This is a genomic window from Roseovarius aestuarii (assembly GCF_019966515.1).
Classification (GTDB): domain Bacteria; phylum Pseudomonadota; class Alphaproteobacteria; order Rhodobacterales; family Rhodobacteraceae; genus Roseovarius; species Roseovarius aestuarii.
Genome location: NZ_JAIMIB010000008.1, coordinates 45,631 through 66,127, shown reverse-complemented (window position 1 = coordinate 66,127; position 20,497 = coordinate 45,631). Strand labels below are relative to the sequence as shown.

The window sequence follows — 20,497 nt, the reverse complement described above, 5'->3', positions numbered from 1 at the left end:
AGCGCGGCAGGCGGGGAAACAGGGGCAGACCTTTTGGTGCAAAAGCAGCAGGACAGCGGGTTTGATGCATCCGGCGAAGAGGTGAATTTCACCACCTATGACCGCCGCAGCCTGACTTACGCCAATTCCTTTGACACTCCGGTCACGTCGCTGATCATTCGCACGATTGAATGGATGACCGGCAAGATCACGATCATCCGGATGATCCGCAAATTTGAAAAGCGTGGCGCCCCAACAGGCCAGGCGTTCTGGCGGGCGGCCCTGGGCACGATGGGCATTGATCTGGAAACGCCTGATGCTGAGGTGAAAAACATTCCGCCAACCGGCCCGGTGGTGGCGGTGTCGAACCATCCGCACGGGCTGGTAGACGGGATGATCCTCGCCGATCTGATTGGCCAGCGACGCAATGACTACAAGATCCTGACCCGTGCGCTTCTGACCGGCATTGATGAGGTAGCGGCCTCGTATATGATTTCTGTTCCCTTCCCGCATGAACCGGACGCGCAGCGTAAATCCGTTGAGATGCGCGCCAAGGCGATGGCACACCTTAAAGAAGGCGGGTTGATCAGTGTTTTCCCCTCCGGCGTGGTCGCGTCATCAGACACTTTGTTCGGCCCCGCGATCGAGCGGGAGTGGAATGTGTTTACCGCACAGATGATCCGCCGGTCGGGCGCCAAGGTCGTGCCGATCTATTTTCCGGGCGCCAATTCGCGCTGGTACCAGATGGCCAACCGGATTTCCGCCACGTTACGACAGGGTTTGCTGCTGCATGAGGTCGTTCACAGCTGCAACAAACCGCAAAAACCCGTGGTCGGCGAGCCTGTCAGTGACGAGCGCATGAAGATGCTGGAAACCGATCCGCGTGGTTTCATGACTTGGCTGCGCGAACACACTTTATCGCTGGCTGACTGAACTTCCATTAACAGATTGAGTGCGCTGCGCGCGCACCGGATATCTCGTCGTTGGCCTCCGGCCGCCTCCTCGGGCAGTGAGACGTAAATGTAATTCCCATACTTGATATGCCGGGGTAACGAGGCAAATATTGAATTCCTTGGAAATATATGCTATATAAATTTCTGTAGAAAGGTTTTTGAATGAACGCGCTTGCTGAACGTATAGACAACATAAATCCTGAACCAGGTCGTGTCGTTGCCAAAGCTGCCTTCAACGCGGCTCAGGAATTGGGCTTGTCCCAACGCGATCTGGCGCAGGCCATCGGCGTGAGTGAGGCCACGGTTTCACGCATGAAGGGCGGTGGATATGCCCTGCAGGGCAAGCCCTTTGAGCTGGCGACCTGTATTATCCGCATTTTCCGCTCTCTCGACACCATTGCCGGTGCAGACCCGGATACGATCCGTGGCTGGATGGGAAACGGCAATGACGATCTGAACGGCGTTCCACGCAAAATGCTGGCACAGGCCACCGGGCTGGTGACGGTGATGAATTACCTCGATGCCGCCCGTGCGCCTACCTGACAGCTTCCCGCCCTATCGCGCCAATCTCTGGCGTGTGATCGAAGGGCAATACCGCGCCTCGACCATGCGGATTGTCGATACCGACGAGGAACAATCCGTGCTGGAAGAGGTGCTGGAAGCAGCCAAACCACCGGTTCCCACCCCCTGTCAGCATCTGGATTATCAATTCTGGTCACCCTTCCGCTATGGCCGCTATCCGAGGGCCTCTCGGTTTCGCCGGGCAGGGACGACCCCCGGCGTCTGGTATGGCTCGGAAAAGGTAATGACCGCCGTGGCTGAAAGCATCTGGGGTAATCTGCGCTTTTTCGCGGCCTCCGCCGACACGCCCCTGCCGCGCTGGCCGGTGGAGCATACGGCAGTTATGGCAGATATCAGGACGACCGCCGCGCTTGACCTGATAGCCCCGGAGATGGCGGATCAGGGACGGTGGGACGACCCGCATGATTACGGCGACTGTTTGGATCTGGCAGATCAAGCGCGCGCGACAGGCTGCCAGGCGATCCGCTACAGCTCTGTCCGGCATCCGGATCACGGCGCCAACGTGGCGGTGCTGGATTGCGCCGGTTTCGCGCAACCTGCCCCGATTGCCAGCCAGACCTGGCACCTGATGCTGACACCCAAACTGGTGCGGGCGCATTGTGAGACCCTGCGTCAACGACATCAGTTTGTCGTTGGCGATACGCAGCTGCATCACCCCGGCTGACACGACACCTGCGCATGTGATTTGCCCGGCGCGCGGCTTGGCGATAAGCTTGGGGCAATGACAGTCGAGTCCCCTGCCCGATGAATTCCGTTCGCCTCAGATTACTTATATTGGCGCTGCTGCCCCTTGTGGTGTTGATGCCGCTCTTGCTTGTGCTTGCAATCAGCCGCTGGTCGGCAAACTATGACGACGTGTTGATCGCCAACGTGGCAAGCGATCTGCGCATCGCCGAGCAATACATGCAGCAGATCCTCGTGACCACCGGCGGTGATGTGGAAAGCCTGGCCAGATCCGTTGATTTCCAATCGGCGGCCGCGCTGCCCAATGAGGGGTTTACCGCGTATCTTGAAAAACAGCGCGAGATTTTACAGCTGGACTTCCTCTATTACCTGCCGCTTGGAAAGGCGCGGGAGGTCGCAGCCACCTGGCCGGTCATCAGGGCTGCAGCAGGGGGCAAAAGCGGCAGTGAAATCGACATCTTCTCAGGCGAAGATCTGGCCGCACTTGCGCCGGACCTAGCCAAAAAGGCACGCCTGCCCCTGATCGAAACCGAAGCCGCAGTGCCCACCGACCGCACAGTTGAGGACCGAGGCATGGTGGTGCACACCGCCACGGATGTGCGTGTTCCGGGGCGGTTAGGCGTGCTGGTGGGCGGTGTTCTTCTCAACCGCAATCTTGATTTCATCGATACCATCAACGCGCTGGTCTACCATTCCGACGGCGCAGAAGGTGACCGGCTGGGCACGGCGACGCTGTTTCTTGAAGATGTGCGGGTGTCGACCAATGTCCGGCTGTTCGAGGGCTCACGCGCATTGGGTACCCGTGTATCGGCCGCAGTGCGCGGCAAGGTGCTGGACGAGGGGCTGACCTGGCTCGATAGCGCTTTCGTGGTCAATGAATGGTATATCTCGGGTTATCTGCCGTTGATCGACAGCTTCGGGGATCGGGTGGGAATGCTCTATGTGGGTTTTCTGGAGGCCCCGTTCACCGCCGCCAAACGCAGCGCCTATATCCTGATATTTGCCGCCTTTGCCTTGATCCTGGCATTGACGGTCCCGCTTTTTCTGCGACTGGCAGGAGGGATATTTTCGCCGCTGGAACGCATGACCAAAACCATGGAAAAGGTCGAAACCGGCGAGTTGGGGGCCCGCATCGGACCCGTGGCATCAAAGGATGAGATCGGCACCGTTGCGGCGCACCTCGATACGCTTCTGGATCAGGTACAGGAGCGCGACCGCAAGCTGCGCGACTGGGCGGATGAACTGAATGTACGTGTCAATGAACGCACCGCAGAGTTGCGTGAGGCCAATGAAAAACTCGAAGCCACCTATCAGCAACTGGTGATGAGCGAAAAGCTGGCCTCGATCGGGGAAATCACCGCCGGGGTCGCACACGAGATCAACAACCCGGTCGCGGTCATCCAGGGTAATGTCGATGTGATCCGCCAGACGTTAGGCGACGGGGCACAGCCGGTAATGACAGAACTGGCGCTGATTGATCAGCAGGTGGGCAGGATCAATGCCATTGTCGGCAAGCTGCTACAATTTGCCCGCCCTACGGAATTTGGCACGTTTGAGGAAAGCGTCGATATCGCCGGAGTGCTGGACGATTGTCTGGTGCTGGTGGATCACGTGATCACCAAGGGCGATGTCGAGGTATCGATCAGCCGAGCCGAAGCTCCGCCGGTGCGGATTAATCCTGGTGAGTTACAGCAGGTGATCATCAACCTCATCGTCAACGCGGTTCAGGCGATGCAGGGCAGCGGCGCTCTGGAAATTGGTATCTCAACCACCGCGCGCGACGGGCTGTCGGGCGCTCAGCTCGTCATAGCGGACACCGGGCCTGGCATTGCCGAGGAAAAGCTGAAAACCGTGTTCGATCCGTTTTTTACCACCAAGCTGGGCGAGGGCACGGGATTGGGCCTTTCGGTCAGTCAGACGCTTATCCAGAACGCCAACGGTCTGATCTCGGTCGCCAACAGGCCGGAGGGCGGCGCCGTCTTTACGGTCTGGCTACCAGGTGAAGCGGTGGACGAAGCTGCCGCTTGAACCCCGGGTAACCGAAATTTAGCCCGTATGGATTAGTTTGGCGGACAGTTATCAGTTTCAATTCCGGTTCAGTCTCCGCCCATGCAATCTCATCACCAGTTCAGCATTGCATCTGCCACCACTGTGGTCCGCCTCGGCGAAATCCTCGGGGCGCTCAGCCATGCGCTGGATCTGACCGAGGGCCAGCCCAACGGGCATTGCGTGCGGTGCTGCTGGCTCGGCATGCAGGTAGCCCAGGTACTTGATCTGACACCAACCCAGCTTTCCGATCTCTATTTCACCCTGCTACTCAAGGATCTGGGATGTAGCTCGAACGCCGCTCGGATTTGCGCACTCTATCTGACTGATGACATAAGGTTCAAAAGGGATTTCAAACTGGTCGACAGCTCTGCCCGGCAGGGGCTGGAGTTTCTGCTCAACCATACGGCGTCGCAATCCGGGCTGGTACAGCGTCTCAGGGCGGTGTCCAATGTGTTGAAGAATTCCGACGATATCGTCGGCGAGGTGATGCAGGTCCGTTGTGACCGCGGGGCCGAGATTGCCCGTATGATGCGGTTTTCCGAGGATGTGGCCGAGGCCATCGCCGGGCTTGATGAACATTGGGATGGTGGCGGGCGTCCGGCTGGTCTGCGTGGCGTGGAGATCCCGCTTTATTCCCGGATCGCACTTCTGGCGCAGGTCGTTGATGTCTTCATGGCCGAGCTGGGCGTGGATGCGGCCATCGCCGAACTTAAAACCCGGTCAGGACACTGGTTCGATCCTGATCTGGTCCCTGTCTTCATAGAGCTGCTTCTTCGTCCTGATTTTGAAGCAGAGTTCAACGATCCAGAGCTTGAGGCGCTCGTTTTTGCCAGCGAACCCGCGCATACCGGCCGCGTCGTGGATGAGGATTACCTTGACGAGATCGCGTCTGCCTTCGCGCAGGTGATCGACGCGAAAAGCCCGTTCACCCACGGACATTCCGAACGAGTGGCCCAATACACCGATTCGATCTGCGCCGAGATGGGATATTCAACCGAACGGCGCCGCTGGATGGCGCGGGCGGCGCTACTGCATGATATCGGCAAGCTGGGCATCTCGAACACCATTCTCGACAAGCCCGGCAGCCTGACGGATACCGAGTTCGATCTGATCAAGCTGCATCCCGTCATGAGCAAGGAAATCCTGAGCCGTGTATCGGTGTTTCAGGACATGGCCGTCACCGCCGCGGCCCACCATGAACGACTTGATGGCAAGGGTTATCCCGACGGGATGTCTGCCGAAGATCTGACGCGTGACATGCGTATCCTGACGGTTGCCGATATCTTCGACGCGCTCACCGCCGATCGTCCCTATCGTCCGGCAATGCCGCTGGAAAAGGCCCTTAGCATTATGGATGATATGGTCGGTTGCGCCATCGACATTGACTGCTATGCCGCCCTTCAGGATGCCATCGCCAAAAGTTGATCACCAAATCAACCATCAAGCGCGGCGCAGCCGCTCATTTTGGGAACAACTGCGCCGGATATCTTACATCTGAAATCCAGGAGTAGAGCGCGAGATTTCAGCCTCTTCATCTGACATATCCTCGGGGATACCCTCGAAAAGTGGCGTCGTCATGTAACGCTCGCCGGTATCAGGCAACATCGCCAGAATAACCGAGCCGGGCGCCGCCTTTTCCGCCACTCCCATGGCGACGGCGAAGGTCGACCCGCCGGAAATGCCGGTAAAAATCCCCTCTTTGCTCGCCAGTTCGCGGGCCCATTTGATGCCTTCGGGCCCCGGCACCGGGATCAGATCATCGTAAAGCCCGCCATCTATCGCCTCCTGCAGCACCAGCGGAATGAAATCAGGGGTCCAGCCCTGTATCGGGTGCGGTTCGAACTCCGGATGACTGACTGCGGGCGCTCCGTCAGGAAGCCGCTCCTGAGCATGGCCGCTGCTGACGATCGCCGCATTGGCAGGTTCGGTCAGGATGATCTTGGTGTCGGGCCGTTCCTTGCGCAGCACCCGACCGATGCCGGTAACGGTGCCGCCTGTGCCGTAGCCGGTCACCAGATAATCCAGTCGCTCACCGTCGAAATCCGCCATGATTTCACGCGCGGTCGTGACCTCGTGAATATCGGCATTGGCCTCGGTTTCAAACTGATGCGCCAGGAACCAGCCATGCGCCTCGGACAGTTCAACCGCCTTTTTGTACATCCCAAGACCCTTTTCGGCGCGCGGTGTCAGCACCACCTTGGCGCCCAGAATGCGCATCAGGCGCCGACGCTCGATCGAGAAACTGTCGGCCATGGTCACCACCAGCGGATAACCCTTTTGCGCGCAGACCATCGCCAGTCCGATCCCGGTATTACCGCTCGTGGCCTCGACCACGGTCTGACCGGGTTTCAGGGCGCCGCTCCGCTCGGCCGCCTCGATGATGTTGACCGCCAACCGGTCCTTGACCGATGCGGCCGGGTTGAACGCCTCGGCCTTCACATACATCCGCACCCCCTCAGGTGCCAGATTGTTGACCCGAATGACCGGCGTATCGCCGATTGTGTCCAGAACGCTATCAAAAAGCCTGCCGCGCCCTTCAGTGCGGCGAATTTCATTCTCTGCCATTCTAAAAACCCCCGTTTGGTTGCAATTTCTTGACGCTAGCGGATCAAAACGAACGCGGCCAGCAACTTGCGTGTATCAATCCTTTCAATTGCAAATCAGCCGCCGGGCTTCTGGGGTCGCGGCAAAATCGACCAGCGCTTCCAGCACGACCTGCACCGGCTTGCGCGGACGGCCTTTTACATGACCCGCAAACAGCTGGAGCTTAGGCAGCGCCGGGTCCAGTGGCAGCGCGCGGATCTTGTCTCCACCATAGCTAATATCGATCAGGGGCCGCATCGCCAGTATGGAAATCCCGGCGCCGACCCCCACCAGGCTGCGCACCATTTCGGTGCTGTCAACCCGGGCCACGATGTCAGGTTTCAATCCTTGCTGCCGAAACAATCGTTCCTGATAGGGCCGTGCCAGCGGGCGATCCAGCTGGATGATGGGATATTGCGCGACATCCGATAAAGAGAGAGGCGTGGCACCGTCCAGCGGGTGCCCGGCTGGTGCCAAAACATAAGGTGGCAGATCAAGCAGCACTCTGGTTTCAATGCCGCTGCGCAGATCCTGCCCGGCAAAGAGAATCAGATCCAACTGCCCGCTCAGCAGTCCGTCCTGCACAGTATCGTTATCGTGCTCGTGCAGCGCCAGCCTGAGTGCCGGATTGTCCCGCAATATCGGGTGTAGCACCCCCGGTAGAAACGCCGGGGCAACCGGGGCATAGTAGCCTATGCGTAACACGCCACTCAGCGATTGGGCCAGCGCCCGCCCATGATCCATCACATCGGCATAGTCTTCAAGCAACGCACGAAACCGCGCGGCAATATCGCGCCCCTCGGCCGTGGCGGCGATGCCACGAGCCCGCGTCCGGATCAGCAGGTCAGCGCCAAACTCGGCCTCGACCTGATCCACCCCGGCAGCAACAGCCGATGCGGCGACATTCATTTCTTTCGCCGCGCCCGTGATCGTGCCGTGATCAACAACCGCAACGTAGGCCCGGATTGCACGCAAGGACAGGCGCAAATCTTGTACCATGCATCTATTCCTCTGATTTTTAGATTTACTATCGTTTTTAATTCTATTTTTCCAATTAATTTCAGCGTGACATAGTATGCGCACCAGCAACCGGAGCGCCGCCATGCAAGACAGCCCAGAACCGACCGTCCCAACCCTGCCCGGCTGGCATCATGTGCCGCAGGTGCCGATCAAAGCATCGCCGTTTTTCAGCTGGCCCCCAGACCCGAAACGGATGGTGAGTTGGGTCGCCACGCGCTGGCTGGGCATTGCAGAGAACGTGGTCATTCTTGGCATTGCGCTGATCTGCTGGACCTGGCTTTCGCCCTCGCTTGAGACCGCAGCGACGCTCTCACCCGGTTGGATCATCGGTATCTGGCTGCGCAACATGGTGCTGATGCTCATGGTGGCCGGTGGGCTGCATTGGTTCTTCTACAAGCGCAAGGGCCAGGGGATGCGCCTGAAATATGACAAGCGTGACCTGATGCTCAAAGGCAGACAGTTCAGCTTTGGTGGGCAGGTGCGCGACAATATGTTCTGGTCCTTGACCAGCGGCGTGGGTTTCTGGACGGCCTACGAAGTGTTGCTGTTATGGGCGATCGGCAATGGATGGGCACCAGTGCTGGACTTTGCCGCGCATCCGGTCTGGTTCATCGCTATCTTCCTGCTGACGCCGGTGTGGATATCCTTCCACTTCTACTGGGTGCACCGGGCGCTGCATTGGGGGCCGCTCTACCGGCTGGCCCATGCGCTGCATCATCGCAATGTCAATGTCGGGCCGTGGTCGGGCCTGTCGATGCATCCCGTCGAGCACCTGATCTTCTTCAGTTCGATCCTCATCCACTTCCTCGTGCCCGCGCACCCGCTGCATATCCTGTTTCATATGCAGCACCAGTCGCTGACGGCGGCAACCTCGCATACCGGCTTTGAGAACCTTCTTGTACGGGACCGTAAACAGCTTGCATTGGGCACCTTTCACCACCAGATGCATCACCGCTATTTCGAGGTCAATTACGGCAACCTTGAAATGCCCTGGGACAAATGGTTCGGCTCGTTCCACGACGGTACGCCCGAGGCCCATGAACGGCTCAAGGAACGGAGGCAGCGACGGAGTTAGATCCGCGACCCGCCCACGCGCGGATCGGGTTCAGCCCGTGACTGCGTTCAGGAAGAAAAAGATCACTGCCGACATGAGCGCTGCGGCAGGCACGGTGACGACCCAGGCCGCAACGATGGTCATGAAATGACTGCGACGTACCAGCTTGCGGCGGCGGCGCTCCTCCGGGGCGATGGTCAGCTTTGCTGGCCGGGCGATATTGGCGTTGCGGCGGCGACGCTCCATATGCCATTCGCGGAAAAATCCGACACCAAACACTCCGCCCACGGCGATATGGGTCGAGCTGACCGGCAGGCCCAGCCAGCTTGCCACGATCACCGTAATGGCCGCCGACAAAGCCACACAATAGGCCCGCATCGGATTGAGCTTGGTGATCTGGTTTCCGACCATTCGGATCAGCTTGGGGCCAAAAAGAAACAGCCCGAACGAGATTCCGAAGGCGCCGATCACCATGACCCAGCTGGGGATGGCCACCTTGTCGGCAAAGTTGCCCGCATCGGTGGCATGCACGATCGCCGCCAGTGGCCCGACCGCGTTGGCCACGTCATTGGCCCCGTGCGCAAAGGACAGAAGGGCGGCGGAAAAAACCAGTGGCAGGCCAAAAAGCACTTTCAGTGATTTGTTGCGGTTCTCCATCCCCTCGGATTGGCGGCGGATCATCGGGCGGGTGATGAAATAGGTGAGCATGCCGATCACCAGGCCAATAAGCAGCGCCGTGCCGATGTCAATCTTGATGATCCGTTTCAAGCCTTTCAGCGCCAGATAGGCAGCAAAGGCGGCGGCCATGATACCTACCAGGATGGGTACCCATTTGCGCGCGGCGGCGATCTTGTCCTCCTGGTAGATGATCCGGCTTTTGATCAGCGCCAGAAAGGCCGCCGCAATCGCGCCGCCCAGCACTGGCGAAATGACCCAGCTGGCCGCGATCTTGCCCATTGTCGGCCAGTTGACGGCGGCAAAGCCGGCAGCGGCGATGCCCGCGCCCATGACGCCGCCCACCACAGAATGGGTAGTCGACACCGGCGCACCCACTTTCGTGGCCAAATTGACCCACAGCGCCGCCGAGAAAAGCGCCGCCATCATCGCCCAGATGAACACCCGCGTCTCCGCCATGCCCGAGGGATCGATGATGCCCTTGGAGATGGTCGAGACCACATCGCCCCCCGCCAGCAACGCGCCTGCACTTTCGAAAATCGCCGCGATGGCAATCGCCCCGCCCATCGACAGCGCGTTTGCTCCCACCGCCGGGCCCATATTGTTGGCAACGTCATTGGCGCCAATGTTGAGGGCCATGTAGGCCCCGACCACGGCCGCCGCGACCACAACAAAATTCGACGGAAACTGGCCGAAGAAAATCCCCGCCGCCAGACCAGCCAGGACCATGAAAATAAGGGCGATCCCCGGTCCAACCAGCGGACGAGAGACATAGGCAGTGGCATATTCAACCTGGGAAATACGCCCAAGATCCTTGTCCAGTGTCTGCCACTGTTTGCTGCTTGGTCTGTCGGCCACTGTCATCCCCCGGCGATAGCGTTGGCAAACCGCTAATCGGGAAAGTGATTCAGTTCAACAGGGCAGTTCAAGAATCCCCACTGCTCGTCAAATTTGCCGCAGAATTTCCTGCAATCCCGGCTCTTTCACCTTATTTGCAGCTTCATCAGGGGTAAACCAGCTGAGACTACGTTCATCCGCTTCGGGAAACTCGTCGGTCATTTCGACAACTTTGACCTTGTAGACCTGAGCGTGAACCGGCGATTCGTAGCCATCATCCAGCCGTTTTTCATAGTCGAACGCGCCGATCGGGTCTTTATCCAGATCACCGGTTTTCACACCCGCCTCTTCCCAGGCTTCCTTGAGCGCGGCATCGGGCGCATCCATCCCGTCCATCGGCCAACCCTTGGGCAGGATCCAGCGACCGGTGTCACGGCTGGTGATCAACAACACCTCGGTGCGGCCCTCAACCTCGCGATAGCAAAGCGCCGCTACCTGAAATTGCCGGGGGCGCTGCAACAGCGGTTGGACCAGCCCGGTCCAGGCTTTCTTCATCGCATTGGTCATGTCTCTTCTCGTACCTGCTCAGGTTAATTTATTATTATCAGTCGGTTATAACATGAATCTGAAAAAACACAAATCAGGAACCGCCGCGCCGTTTCGCCCGCAAGGTCGGATCGGCCCGGGTCGGATCTTCGGGCCACGGATGCTTTGGGTAGCGCCCGCGCATGTCCTTGCGCACATCGGCATAGGACGAGGACCAGAAACCGGGAATATCCATCGTGGTTTGCAAAGGACGCCCGGCGGGCGACAGAAGTGTCACACGCAGCGGCGTGCGACCCACGCGCGGATGGGTGGTTTGCCCGAACATCTCCTGCAGGCGCAGGCTGATCCCGGGCGCCTCTCCGCTGTAATCTATTGGAATCTTACGCCCCAATGGCGTGATAAAATGCGCCGGTGCCGCCGCATCCAGTGCCTGCATCTGCTCCCATGTCAACCGGCCCCGCAGGGCATCGAGCATGTCGAATTTCTTCCAGTCCTGCGCGGTGGTGACGCCATCGAGAAAGGGTAGCAACCAGTCGTCCAGGCATTCCATCAGCGCCATATCGGACATGTCCGGCAGACCCTGCCCGGCATCGCGCACCAGTTCTACACGCGCGGCGAAACGGCGGGCCGCCTCGGACCAGTTCAGACCAAGTTCACGCACCCCGTCCAGCATCGCGCTGGCAATCGCATCCCCCGGCGCATCCTTCCACTGCCGGTCATCCAGCACCAGCGCGCCGAACCGTTCGTGCCGCCGTGTCGTGACCCGACGGTCGCGTTTGGACCATGCGCAAACCTCGTGCCAAGCGATCTGATCCGCAAAAAGACCGCGCAGCTCGGCCTCGGATATGGCGATAGCCTGCCGGATGCGCGCCTCGCGCAGGTCACCATCCAGATCGGTCACAACGATCAACCGCGTGGCGGACAGGTCGTCACCATCAGGCAGCACAGCGCCTTTCCCACCCGAAAGGACATAGCGCGGCACGTCCCCCTTCCGACGCAAGCCGACACGATCAGGATAGGCAAGCGCGGCCATTTCAGCGTCACTCAGCGCAGTATCCGTGAATTTTGCCCTATCCTGCAGGCGTTTCGCCTCCTGCTTGATACGTTCAGCTGCCGGTCGGTTGGCCTGAAAGGGATACCGATCAGAATAGGCACGAAAATCCCGGATCGCGGCAAGACGCAGCGAAAGGTCCACCGGCGCGCCACGCGAAAGCGGGTCTCGATCCGCCAACAGCGCCGCCAGAGGCGCCGCCTTTGACCCCGCGACCGTAAGCATATGCGCCAGACGCGGGTGCAGTGGCAGGTCGGCCAGCGCGCGGCCATGATCGGTGATCCGGTTCTCGGCATCCAGCGCGCCCAGCATGCTAAGCAGCGCCTGTGCCTCCACATACCCGCCCGGATTGGGCGCTGTCAGAAACGGCAGTGCCTCGGGCGACGCTCCCCATAACGCCAGCTCCAACGCCAGACCGCACAGGTCTGCAACCTCGATCTCGGCGGGTGGATAGGCTTGCAACGCACCCTCTTCACCGCGGGTCCAGAGACGATAGCATACACCTTCAGCCACGCGTCCTGCCCGGCCCGCGCGCTGCGTTGCCTCGGCACGTGTCACCGGTTCGGTCACCAGCCGCGACATGCCGCTGGCAGGATCAAAGCGCGCTCGCCGGGCCCGTCCGCCGTCCACAACCACGCGAATATCCTGAATGGTCAGCGAGGTTTCGGCGATAGATGTCGCCAGCACGATCTTGCGACCGGCCTCACAGGGGGCAATCGCCGCACGCTGGGCCGCGAAATCCATCGCCCCGAATAACGGGCTGATATGGCAATCCTCCTGCAGGCGGGATTTCAAGAGGCTTTCGACCCGGCGGATTTCGCCCTCGCCCGGCAGGAAAACCAGAACGCCGCCTTTCGTTTCGGCAACCGCGCTGGCGACCAGATCGCACGCGGCCTGCTCAAATCGCTGCTGCTTGGGCAGGGGACGTTCGAGCCAGCGGGTTTCGACCGGAAAACTACGCCCTTCCGAAGTGATCATCGGCGCATCGCCCATCAGCGCTGCGACCGGCTCTGCATCTAGCGTGGCAGACATCACCAGGAGGATAAGGTCATCGCGCAACGCGCCTGCGATTTCCAGACACAGCGCCAGTCCCAGATCGGCATTGAGTGATCGTTCGTGAAATTCGTCAAAGATCACCGCCCCGATGCTGGCAAGTTCGGGGTCAGACTGGATCATCCGGGTCAGAATGCCCTCGGTCACAACCTCGATCCGCGTCGCGGAGGACACTTTAGATTGGCCACGTACCCGGTAACCCACAGTCCGGCCCACAGGCTCGCCCAACGTCTCGGCCATCCGCTCTGCCGCCGCGCGGGCCGCCAGCCGGCGGGGCTCCAGCATCAGGATACGTTTCTTGCCCAACCCGGCCTCAAGCATCGCCAGCGGCACCACGGTCGTTTTGCCCGCGCCGGGCGGCGCCTGAAGAACAGCGCGTCCCTGCGTCCGCAACGCCGCGATCAGCGAGTCCAGCGCGTCGTGAATGGGCAAATCGGTTTTCATACCCTGTCTTATCGAACATGTCGCCGCGGGTTTCCACCGCTCCGATGCTCTGGACAATACGGCCCCGGCCAAGGCATGAAGGCCCACAAACCAGACTGATCGGAAGTGCAGCCTCCCCATGAACATCCCCGACCTTGCCGAAAAGATCGTTAAACAGGACCGCCGGGCGCTGGCGCGGGCAATCACGCTGATCGAAAGCACCAAGCCCGAGCATCGCGCGCAGGCCGCCGCGTTGATGGAGGCGCTGCGTCGCGATGATCATCAGGCGGTGCGCATCGGCTTGTCGGGCACGCCGGGTGTGGGCAAATCGACCTTCATCGAAAGTTTCGGCATGATGCTAACGGGCCAGGGGCTGCGCGTGGCCGTTCTGGCGGTCGATCCCAGCTCGGCCCGCTCCGGCGGGTCTATTCTGGGTGACAAGACCCGGATGGAGCGGCTTAGCCGCGATCCGAACGCTTTTATCCGCCCGTCGCCCAGCCAGACCCATCTGGGCGGCGTCGCGCGGCGCACACGCGAGGCGGTGGCCGTATGCGAAGCCGCCGCGTTTGACGCGGTGCTGATCGAAACCGTGGGCGTCGGACAGTCCGAAACGGTCGTGGCCGAAATGTCGGACCTATTCATCCTGCTCCTGGCCCCGGCTGGCGGGGACGAATTACAAGGCGTCAAGCGCGGCATCATGGAGATGGCCGATCTGATCCTGATCAACAAGGCGGATGGCGATCTGAAACCAGCCGCGACGCGCACCTGTTCCGACTATGCTGGTGCGCTGAGATTGCTACGGAAGCGACCGCAAGACCCAGAAGGTTTCCCAAAGGCGCTGATGGTCTCGGCAGTCGAAGAACACGGGCTCGACAAGGCCTGGGAGGAGATGACAGCATTGACCGCCTGGCGACGCGAAAACGGCCATTTCGCCGGGCGGCGGGCAGAACAGGCGCGCTACTGGTTCGAGCAGGAGGTGCGGCGGGGCCTGCTGGCCCGACTGGAAACGCCAGAAGCCAAAGCCGCCATGCAGGAGATTGCCGTCAAGGTGGCCGACGGCGAAATCGTGCCCTCGCTGGCCGCGCAGGAAATGCTGCAACAGATCAAGGGGTGAGCCTCCCCCTTGCCGGGTGCGGGGAAAGCGCCTAAAGCCAGCCCATGCTTGACGATACAGACGATATCCATCCACTTTTTGCCGGCGCACCTTCGAGCACCGAATTCAAGAAGCTGCGCAAACGCATCGTGCGCCAGACGCGCGAGGCGATCGAGCAATACGGCATGGTTGAACGGGATGCGCGCTGGCTTGTCTGCCTCTCGGGCGGCAAGGACAGTTACACGCTGCTGGCGGTGCTGCACGAGCTGAAATGGCGCGGTTTGCTGCCCGTCGATATCGTGGCCTGCAATCTGGATCAGGGCCAACCGGGGTTTCCCGCGACCGTACTTCCGAAGTTCCTGCAGCGCATGCAGGTACCGCACCGGATCGAATATCAGGACACCTATTCCGTCGTGGTCGACAAAGTGCCCGCCGGTCGCACCTATTGCGCGCTCTGCTCGCGGCTCAGGCGCGGCAATCTCTATCGGATCGCCCGCGAAGAAGGCTGTTCGGCCGTCGTGCTGGGCCATCATCGCGACGATATCCTTGAGACCTTCTTCATGAACCTCTTTCACGGCGGACGGCTCGCTACCATGCCGCCGAAGCTGGTGAATGAAGAGGGCGATCTTTTCGTCTACCGCCCGTTGGCGCATGTCGCCGAGGCGGATTGCGAGAAATTCGCCAACGCGATGAACTATCCGATCATCCCCTGCGATCTCTGCGGATCACAGGACGGTCTTCAACGCCAGCAGGTCAAGCAAATTCTCGATGGCTGGGAGGCCAACAGCCCCGGTCGTCGGCAGGTCATGTTCCGGGCGCTGATGAACGCGCGTCCGTCGCATCTGCTGGATCCGAAGTTGTTTGACTTCGCCGGACTTGCAAGGGATTCGGTAAAATTCGACGCAAATGATGAGGCGCCGCCCAAGTTGCGTTAAGATGGTTTTGAGGTCCGAAGATTAGCTTTCACCGGCAATCACGGGAATCCAAAGTCAATGTACCGTCTTTTAAATCGTGTAATCTCTGCAAGCAGGTCCAGCCTGAGAGCAATCCTCAACGGCCCTCAGGTATTGGCATTTCTGCCTACCGCCGTACTACTCGGATATTGGCTTGGGGGTGAGATGGCGCTGATTGTAACGGCCATCGGTTTCCCCGCGATTATGGGCCTTTACGCGGTATTTAGACCGTTTGGCGAAAATCGAGAGTTCGGAGATAATCGCCACAGTAACCCCAAACCGGCGGCATTTCATATCGATCTTGGCAGGGCGTTGCGGCGCGCGCGGAAGAGATCCAAGAAAACGGCCTGCCTGGTTGTAGGCCTGGATGATTTCGAAGCGATTGCCGACCGTTACGGCATTTCGGCCGCGCAAGACGTGGTCGCGGAGCTTGCTGAACGCCTGAACGCCGCGATCCGAAAGCGCGATTGCCTGACGCAGCTTGATGACCGAAAATTCGGCGTTGTGATCGCACCGGTTGGACATCTGAACCTTGATATCGCGCTCCAGGTCGCCACTCGCCTGCAATCCGCGGCTGAAAGTCCGATCAAACTGGGCGGAACAACCATTTACGTCTCCGCATCTATCGGGTTTTGCCTAGATGCGAATTTTAACGATAATAGCGGCACGAAGATGGCCGAAGCCGCTGATCTGGCGCTGACGGTCGCCTGGCGCAGCGGACCATCGTCCATACGCGCCTATTCGCCGGACATGCGCGACTTGAAAGCTGCCTCGCACAAGGTTCCGTCCGATATCGAACAAGCCCTGGAGGCCGGTCAGATCTTGCCTTGGTTTCAACCACAGATTTCCACCGATACCGGACGCGTGACCGGCTTTGAGGCTCTTGCCCGGTGGGACCATCCCGAACGTGGTGTCATGGCACCTGGTGAATTCCTTGATAAGCTGCAAAGCGCGGGGCAGATGCAAAGATTGGGCGAATTGATGCTGACCGGCGCGTTGAAAGCGCTGTCGTCGTGGGACGCGCTTGGTCTGGATATACCGCAGGTTGGCGTGAATTTTTCTCCGGACGAGCTGCGAGATCCGCGCCTCCTGCAAAAAATCGAATGGGAGCTTGATAAACACGAACTGACGGCGGACCGTCTGGCGATTGAGATCCTTGAAACCGTGGTCGCCACATCGCCCGAAGATATGATCGCCCGTAATATCAGCGGCCTGTCGGAACTGGGCTGCCATGTAGATCTTGACGATTTCGGCACCGGGCATGCATCCATTTCGTCAATCCGCCGCTTCGATATCCAGCGTTTGAAAATAGATCGTTCGTTCGTGATGAAAGTTGATCAAGACCCGGAACAGCAACGCATGGTGTCGGCTATCCTGCTTATGGCCGAACGGCTTGAGCTTGATACACTCGCGGAAGGTGTCGAAACCGCTGGCGAACATACCATGCTGGCACAATTGGGCTGCCGCCATGTGCAGGGATTCGGAATCGGACGACCCATGCCGGTCGAAAGCGTACAAGAATGGACGAAGGGACATATTGCCAGACTTTCGGACCCTCCCGAGATCAGGTATAGAACGGGCTGAGGCACTCCACTTCCGCTGACCACGGGCCACACCGCACCGTCTCAGCCTCATGAAACCCACCTGGGATGGCCCGAATCTCCGAAACACCCTTGACCTTTCGCGCTGCACTCTGTTGAACCCCCAAGACCGCAACAGACAGATGGCCATCGGTGCATGGACGACCAGAACAAGAACCTAATCCTAGCGACTGCGCTTAGTTTTCTCGTGATCATGACGTGGTTCGTGCTATTCCCACCGCCCGAACAAACCGTCGACCCGAACGCGCCCGCAACGTCCGAAACAGCAGAATCAACCGAGGCGGTGACGACACCAACCGCCAGCACGACGGGTGGCACGGCATCAACTGTAGCGGCGGATAACGGTGAAACAGAAGTGGCCGATGCGCCCCGCCTGTCCATTGATACGCCCAGCCTCGAAGGCTCGTTATCACTGCAGGGTGGCCGAATTGATCAGCTGTCGCTGAAAAATTATCGCCAAACGCTGAAACCTGGTTCTGACATTGTCGAACTGTTGCAACCTGTCGGCAGCGACGCCCCCTATTATGCGCTCTTCGGCTGGGCGCCCGGTGCAGGGCTGACACCCGACCAAGTGCCAAATGCCAATACCATCTGGACGGTCGAAACCGGTGACACGCTGACGCCTGACACGCCGGTGACACTGATCTGGGATAACGGCGCTGGCCTCAGCTTTCGCCGCCAAATCAGCGTTGATACGGATTTCATGTTCGGTATCACGCAAACGGTTGAGAATAACGGCGAGAACAGCTCCTCGCTGGCGCCCTACGGCATTCTCGTGCGCCACGGCGAACCCGCAGACCTGAAGAATTTCTTCATCCTGCACGAAGGTGGTATCCGCATGGTCGATGGCGAACTGGCGGAAACGGATTATGACGATTTCGAGCCAGCAAATGCGCGAACAACTGAAAACGTCACCGAAACCGGCTGGACCGGGTTTACCGACCACTACTGGATGACCACGCTGATCCCCGACGCCAACTCCGGCGCTCGGTTCAGCACCTACCAGAATAGCCGCAGCGGCATTTATCAGGCAGACGCAGCACTTGGCACACAGACCGTGGCACCAGGCCAAAGCGTGTCCGCTCACACGCGTCTTTTTGCGGGTGCCAAGGAATGGGAAACAATCCGCACTTACCAGAACGAAGAAGGCGTGGAAGGGTTCCTGGATTCAATCGACTGGGGCTGGTTCTTTTTCCTCACCAAGCCGATTTTCTGGCTGCTCCACAATCTCAATGCCCTGATCGGCAACATGGGCTGGTCGATCATTGCGCTGACCCTGATCATCAAGGCCGCTCTGCTGCCACTGGCTTTCAAATCCTACGTCTCAATGGCGAAGATGAAAGAGCTGCAGCCCGAGATGGAGAAGATCAAGGAACGCGCAGGTGATGACCGGCAGGCACTGCAAAAAGAAATGATGGCGCTTTACAAGAAAGAGAAGGTCAACCCGGCTTCGGGCTGCCTGCCAATCCTGCTACAGATCCCTATCTTTTTCTCACTCTATAAAGTGATCTTCGTCACACTTGAGCTGCGCCATGCGCCCTGGATCGGCTGGATCAAGGACCTCTCGGCGCCTGATCCCTCGACGATCTACAACCTCTGGGGCATCTTCCCCTGGGCCGGACCGGAACCGGGCTCGATCCTGGCGCTGATCTTCATTGGCATCCTGCCGCTGATTCTCGGCATCTCGATGTGGCTGCAGCAAAAGCTGAACCCGGCCCCCACCGATCCGACCCAGCAGATGATCTTTGCCTGGATGCCCTGGGTCTTCATGTTCATGCTGGGCAGCTTTGCCAGCGGTCTGGTGGTCTACTGGATCGCCAACAACATGATCACCTTCTCCCAGCAATATCTGATCATGCGCAGCCAGGGTTACAAACCCGACGTCTTCGGCAACATTCTTTCCAGCTTCAAACGCAAGCCCAAATCGGATGACAAGTAATGGCTGAGGTCCGCGCGCTCTGGCGTCATCCGATCAAGGGGCATGGGCGCGAGTCGCTAACTTCCGTCGAACTCAGCGAAGGGCAGACCATGCCATGGGATCGCCGCTGGGCCATAGCCCACGAGATGGCGAAATCCGATGGCACCAAATGGGCCCCCTGCGCCAACTATTCCCGCGGCTCCAAGGTGCCATCGCTGATGGCGATCAGCGCCCGCAGCAATGAAGCTGACGGCACGATTTGCCTGACTCATCCCGAACGGCCAGACTTGGTGATAGATCCCGACAGGGATGAAGCCAGGTTCCTCGATTGGGTACGCCCGCTGATGCCCTCCAACCGCGCGCAATCAGCACGTATCCATCGTGTGCCAGGCCGCGGTATGACCGACACCGATTTCCCGTCGATCAGCCTGATCAATCTCGCCTCAAATGATGATTTGACTGCAAAGATGGATCAGTCGCTCTCGCCGCTCCGCTGGCGCTGCAATATCCATTTCGATGGCTTTGCCCCGTGGGAAGAGTTCAACTGGATCGACAAAACGATGCGCATAGGAGAGGTTGAACTTGAGGTGAAAGAGCCAATCGTCCGGTGCCTGGCAACAACGGCAAACCCTGAAACCGGCGTCCGGGATGCAGATACGCTGGCAGCGCTCAGTAACCATTTGAACCACCAGAATTTCGGCATTTACGCGGTGGTTTCCAAGGGTGGCCAGATCAGCGTCGGCGACGGGGTTGAGGTACGCTGATGCAGCTCTCCTTCCCGGTAGCCGACGAGCCTGACGGGCCGACCACCGAAAAAGGCCGCAAGCTGTTTGCCGGGCAAACCGACTTTCTCAAGGGCGTAGTCGCGATGTCCGGTCTGCCACCGGCCGACCGCACCGAGGTCTGCTTCGCCGGACGCTCCAATGTAGGAAAATCCACGCTTATCAATGCGCTGACAGGCCGCAAAGGTCTGGCTCGGGCCTCGAACACCCCTGGGCGAACCCAGGAAATCAACTATTTCACGCTAGGTGACAGCCACTATCTGGTTGACCTGCCCGGCTATGGCTATGCCAATGCACCATTGCCGATCGTCGAGAAATGGCAGAAACTGCTGAAATCCTATCTGGCCGGGCGCCAGACGCTACGCCGTGCCTTCGTGCTGGTGGATGCCCGCCATGGGATCAAACCAGTGGACGATGAAATCATGACCCTGCTCGACAGCGCGGCCGTGACATTCCAATGCGTCCTGACCAAAATCGACAAGGTGAAATCAACGCAGATCGACAACGTGCTCGACCAGGTACGTTCAAAGCTCAGCCCACATCCTGCAGCCTTTCCCGAACTCATCCTGACCTCCAGCGAAAAAGGTGACGGCATCGCCACGTTGCGCGCCACGATCGCCACGCTGAAGTAAAAGGGGTAGGCCGGACACATGGCTTCCCT

General features: G+C 59.5%; 17 protein-coding genes. 12 read left to right on the top strand and 5 right to left on the bottom strand.

Features of this window, described 5'->3' with window-relative positions; genetic code table 11:
- Positions 1–36 precede the first annotated feature (36 nt).
- The 5 genes from LC334_RS11375 to LC334_RS11355 all read left to right on the top strand — a co-directional run bounded on the left by LC334_RS11375 (position 37) and on the right by LC334_RS11355 (position 5,672).
- Positions 37–912, top strand: a complete 876-nt coding sequence (locus LC334_RS11375) for a lysophospholipid acyltransferase family protein (protein ID WP_223412960.1) — start codon at positions 37–39, stop codon at positions 910–912.
- Between the two features lie 182 nt (positions 913–1,094).
- Positions 1,095–1,475 carry an antitoxin Xre-like helix-turn-helix domain-containing protein gene (locus LC334_RS11370; protein WP_085800666.1) on the top strand — a complete coding sequence of 127 codons (381 nt, stop codon included), beginning with the start codon at positions 1,095–1,097 and terminating at the stop codon, positions 1,473–1,475.
- Positions 1,453–2,178, top strand: coding sequence for an RES family NAD+ phosphorylase (locus tag LC334_RS11365; RefSeq protein WP_139836391.1), 726 nt, complete (start codon positions 1,453–1,455; stop codon positions 2,176–2,178). Before LC334_RS11370 ends, LC334_RS11365 begins: the two co-directional genes overlap by 23 nt.
- An 80-nt stretch (positions 2,179–2,258) precedes the next feature.
- Positions 2,259–4,226, top strand: a complete 1,968-nt coding sequence (locus tag LC334_RS11360; RefSeq protein WP_085800665.1) for a sensor histidine kinase — start codon at positions 2,259–2,261, stop codon at positions 4,224–4,226.
- A gap of 81 nt (positions 4,227–4,307) precedes the next feature.
- The gene (locus LC334_RS11355; protein WP_085800664.1) at positions 4,308–5,672 is read left to right on the top strand and encodes an HD-GYP domain-containing protein; all 1,365 of its coding nucleotides are present in this window, start codon (positions 4,308–4,310) and stop codon (positions 5,670–5,672) included.
- 63 nt (positions 5,673–5,735) lie between these two features.
- Here LC334_RS11355 and LC334_RS11350 read toward each other — a convergent pair whose 3' ends face one another.
- Together LC334_RS11350 and LC334_RS11345 are read right to left on the bottom strand one after the other, a co-directional pair.
- A complete protein-coding gene (locus LC334_RS11350; RefSeq protein WP_085800663.1) occupies positions 5,736–6,812 on the bottom strand; it encodes a PLP-dependent cysteine synthase family protein in 1,077 nt (358 codons plus the stop codon).
- Between the two features lie 84 nt (positions 6,813–6,896).
- Positions 6,897–7,829 (bottom strand): LysR family transcriptional regulator, encoded by a 933-nt coding sequence (locus LC334_RS11345; RefSeq protein WP_176237694.1) that lies wholly within the window; start codon positions 7,827–7,829, stop codon positions 6,897–6,899.
- Positions 7,830–7,932: 103 nt separating this feature from the next.
- On the opposite strand from LC334_RS11345, the gene LC334_RS11340 reads away from it, so the two are divergent.
- On the top strand, positions 7,933–8,925 hold the full coding sequence (locus LC334_RS11340) for a sterol desaturase family protein (RefSeq protein WP_085800661.1): 993 nt from the start codon (positions 7,933–7,935) through the stop codon (positions 8,923–8,925).
- Positions 8,926–8,955: 30 nt separating this feature from the next.
- Here the strand turns inward: LC334_RS11340 and LC334_RS11335 are convergent, their stop codons facing one another.
- The 3 genes from LC334_RS11335 to hrpB form a co-directional block, all read right to left on the bottom strand.
- Positions 8,956–10,437, bottom strand: coding sequence for an inorganic phosphate transporter (locus LC334_RS11335; RefSeq protein ID WP_085800771.1), 1,482 nt, complete (start codon positions 10,435–10,437; stop codon positions 8,956–8,958).
- An 87-nt stretch (positions 10,438–10,524) separates the two neighbouring features.
- Complete coding sequence (locus LC334_RS11330) at positions 10,525–10,983, bottom strand: NUDIX hydrolase (RefSeq protein WP_085800660.1); 459 nt, start codon at positions 10,981–10,983, stop codon at positions 10,525–10,527.
- A gap of 73 nt (positions 10,984–11,056) precedes the next feature.
- Positions 11,057–13,510 carry an ATP-dependent helicase HrpB gene (hrpB, locus tag LC334_RS11325; protein WP_085800659.1) on the bottom strand — a complete coding sequence of 818 codons (2,454 nt, stop codon included), beginning with the start codon at positions 13,508–13,510 and terminating at the stop codon, positions 11,057–11,059.
- A gap of 118 nt (positions 13,511–13,628) precedes the next feature.
- On the opposite strand from hrpB, the gene meaB reads away from it, so the two are divergent.
- The 6 genes from meaB (at position 13,629) to yihA (ending at position 20,468) form a co-directional block, all read left to right on the top strand.
- Complete coding sequence (gene meaB, locus LC334_RS11320; RefSeq protein ID WP_085800658.1) at positions 13,629–14,603, top strand: methylmalonyl Co-A mutase-associated GTPase MeaB; 975 nt, start codon at positions 13,629–13,631, stop codon at positions 14,601–14,603.
- Between the two features lie 44 nt (positions 14,604–14,647).
- The gene (ttcA, locus tag LC334_RS11315) at positions 14,648–15,517 is read left to right on the top strand and encodes a tRNA 2-thiocytidine(32) synthetase TtcA (protein WP_085800657.1); all 870 of its coding nucleotides are present in this window, start codon (positions 14,648–14,650) and stop codon (positions 15,515–15,517) included.
- A gap of 183 nt (positions 15,518–15,700) precedes the next feature.
- Entirely contained in the window at positions 15,701–17,119 is a 1,419-nt protein-coding gene (locus tag LC334_RS11310; protein WP_223412959.1) for a putative bifunctional diguanylate cyclase/phosphodiesterase, read from the top strand.
- 153 nt (positions 17,120–17,272) lie between these two features.
- On the top strand, positions 17,273–19,075 hold the full coding sequence (gene yidC, locus LC334_RS11305) for a membrane protein insertase YidC (RefSeq protein ID WP_085800655.1): 1,803 nt from the start codon (positions 17,273–17,275) through the stop codon (positions 19,073–19,075).
- Complete coding sequence (locus LC334_RS11300) at positions 19,075–19,818, top strand: MOSC domain-containing protein (RefSeq protein ID WP_085800654.1); 744 nt, start codon at positions 19,075–19,077, stop codon at positions 19,816–19,818. The genes yidC and LC334_RS11300 overlap by 1 nt, the downstream gene beginning before the upstream one ends.
- On the top strand, positions 19,818–20,468 hold the full coding sequence (gene yihA, locus LC334_RS11295; protein WP_085800653.1) for a ribosome biogenesis GTP-binding protein YihA/YsxC: 651 nt from the start codon (positions 19,818–19,820) through the stop codon (positions 20,466–20,468). The genes LC334_RS11300 and yihA overlap by 1 nt, the downstream gene beginning before the upstream one ends.
- Positions 20,469–20,497 lie beyond the last annotated feature (29 nt).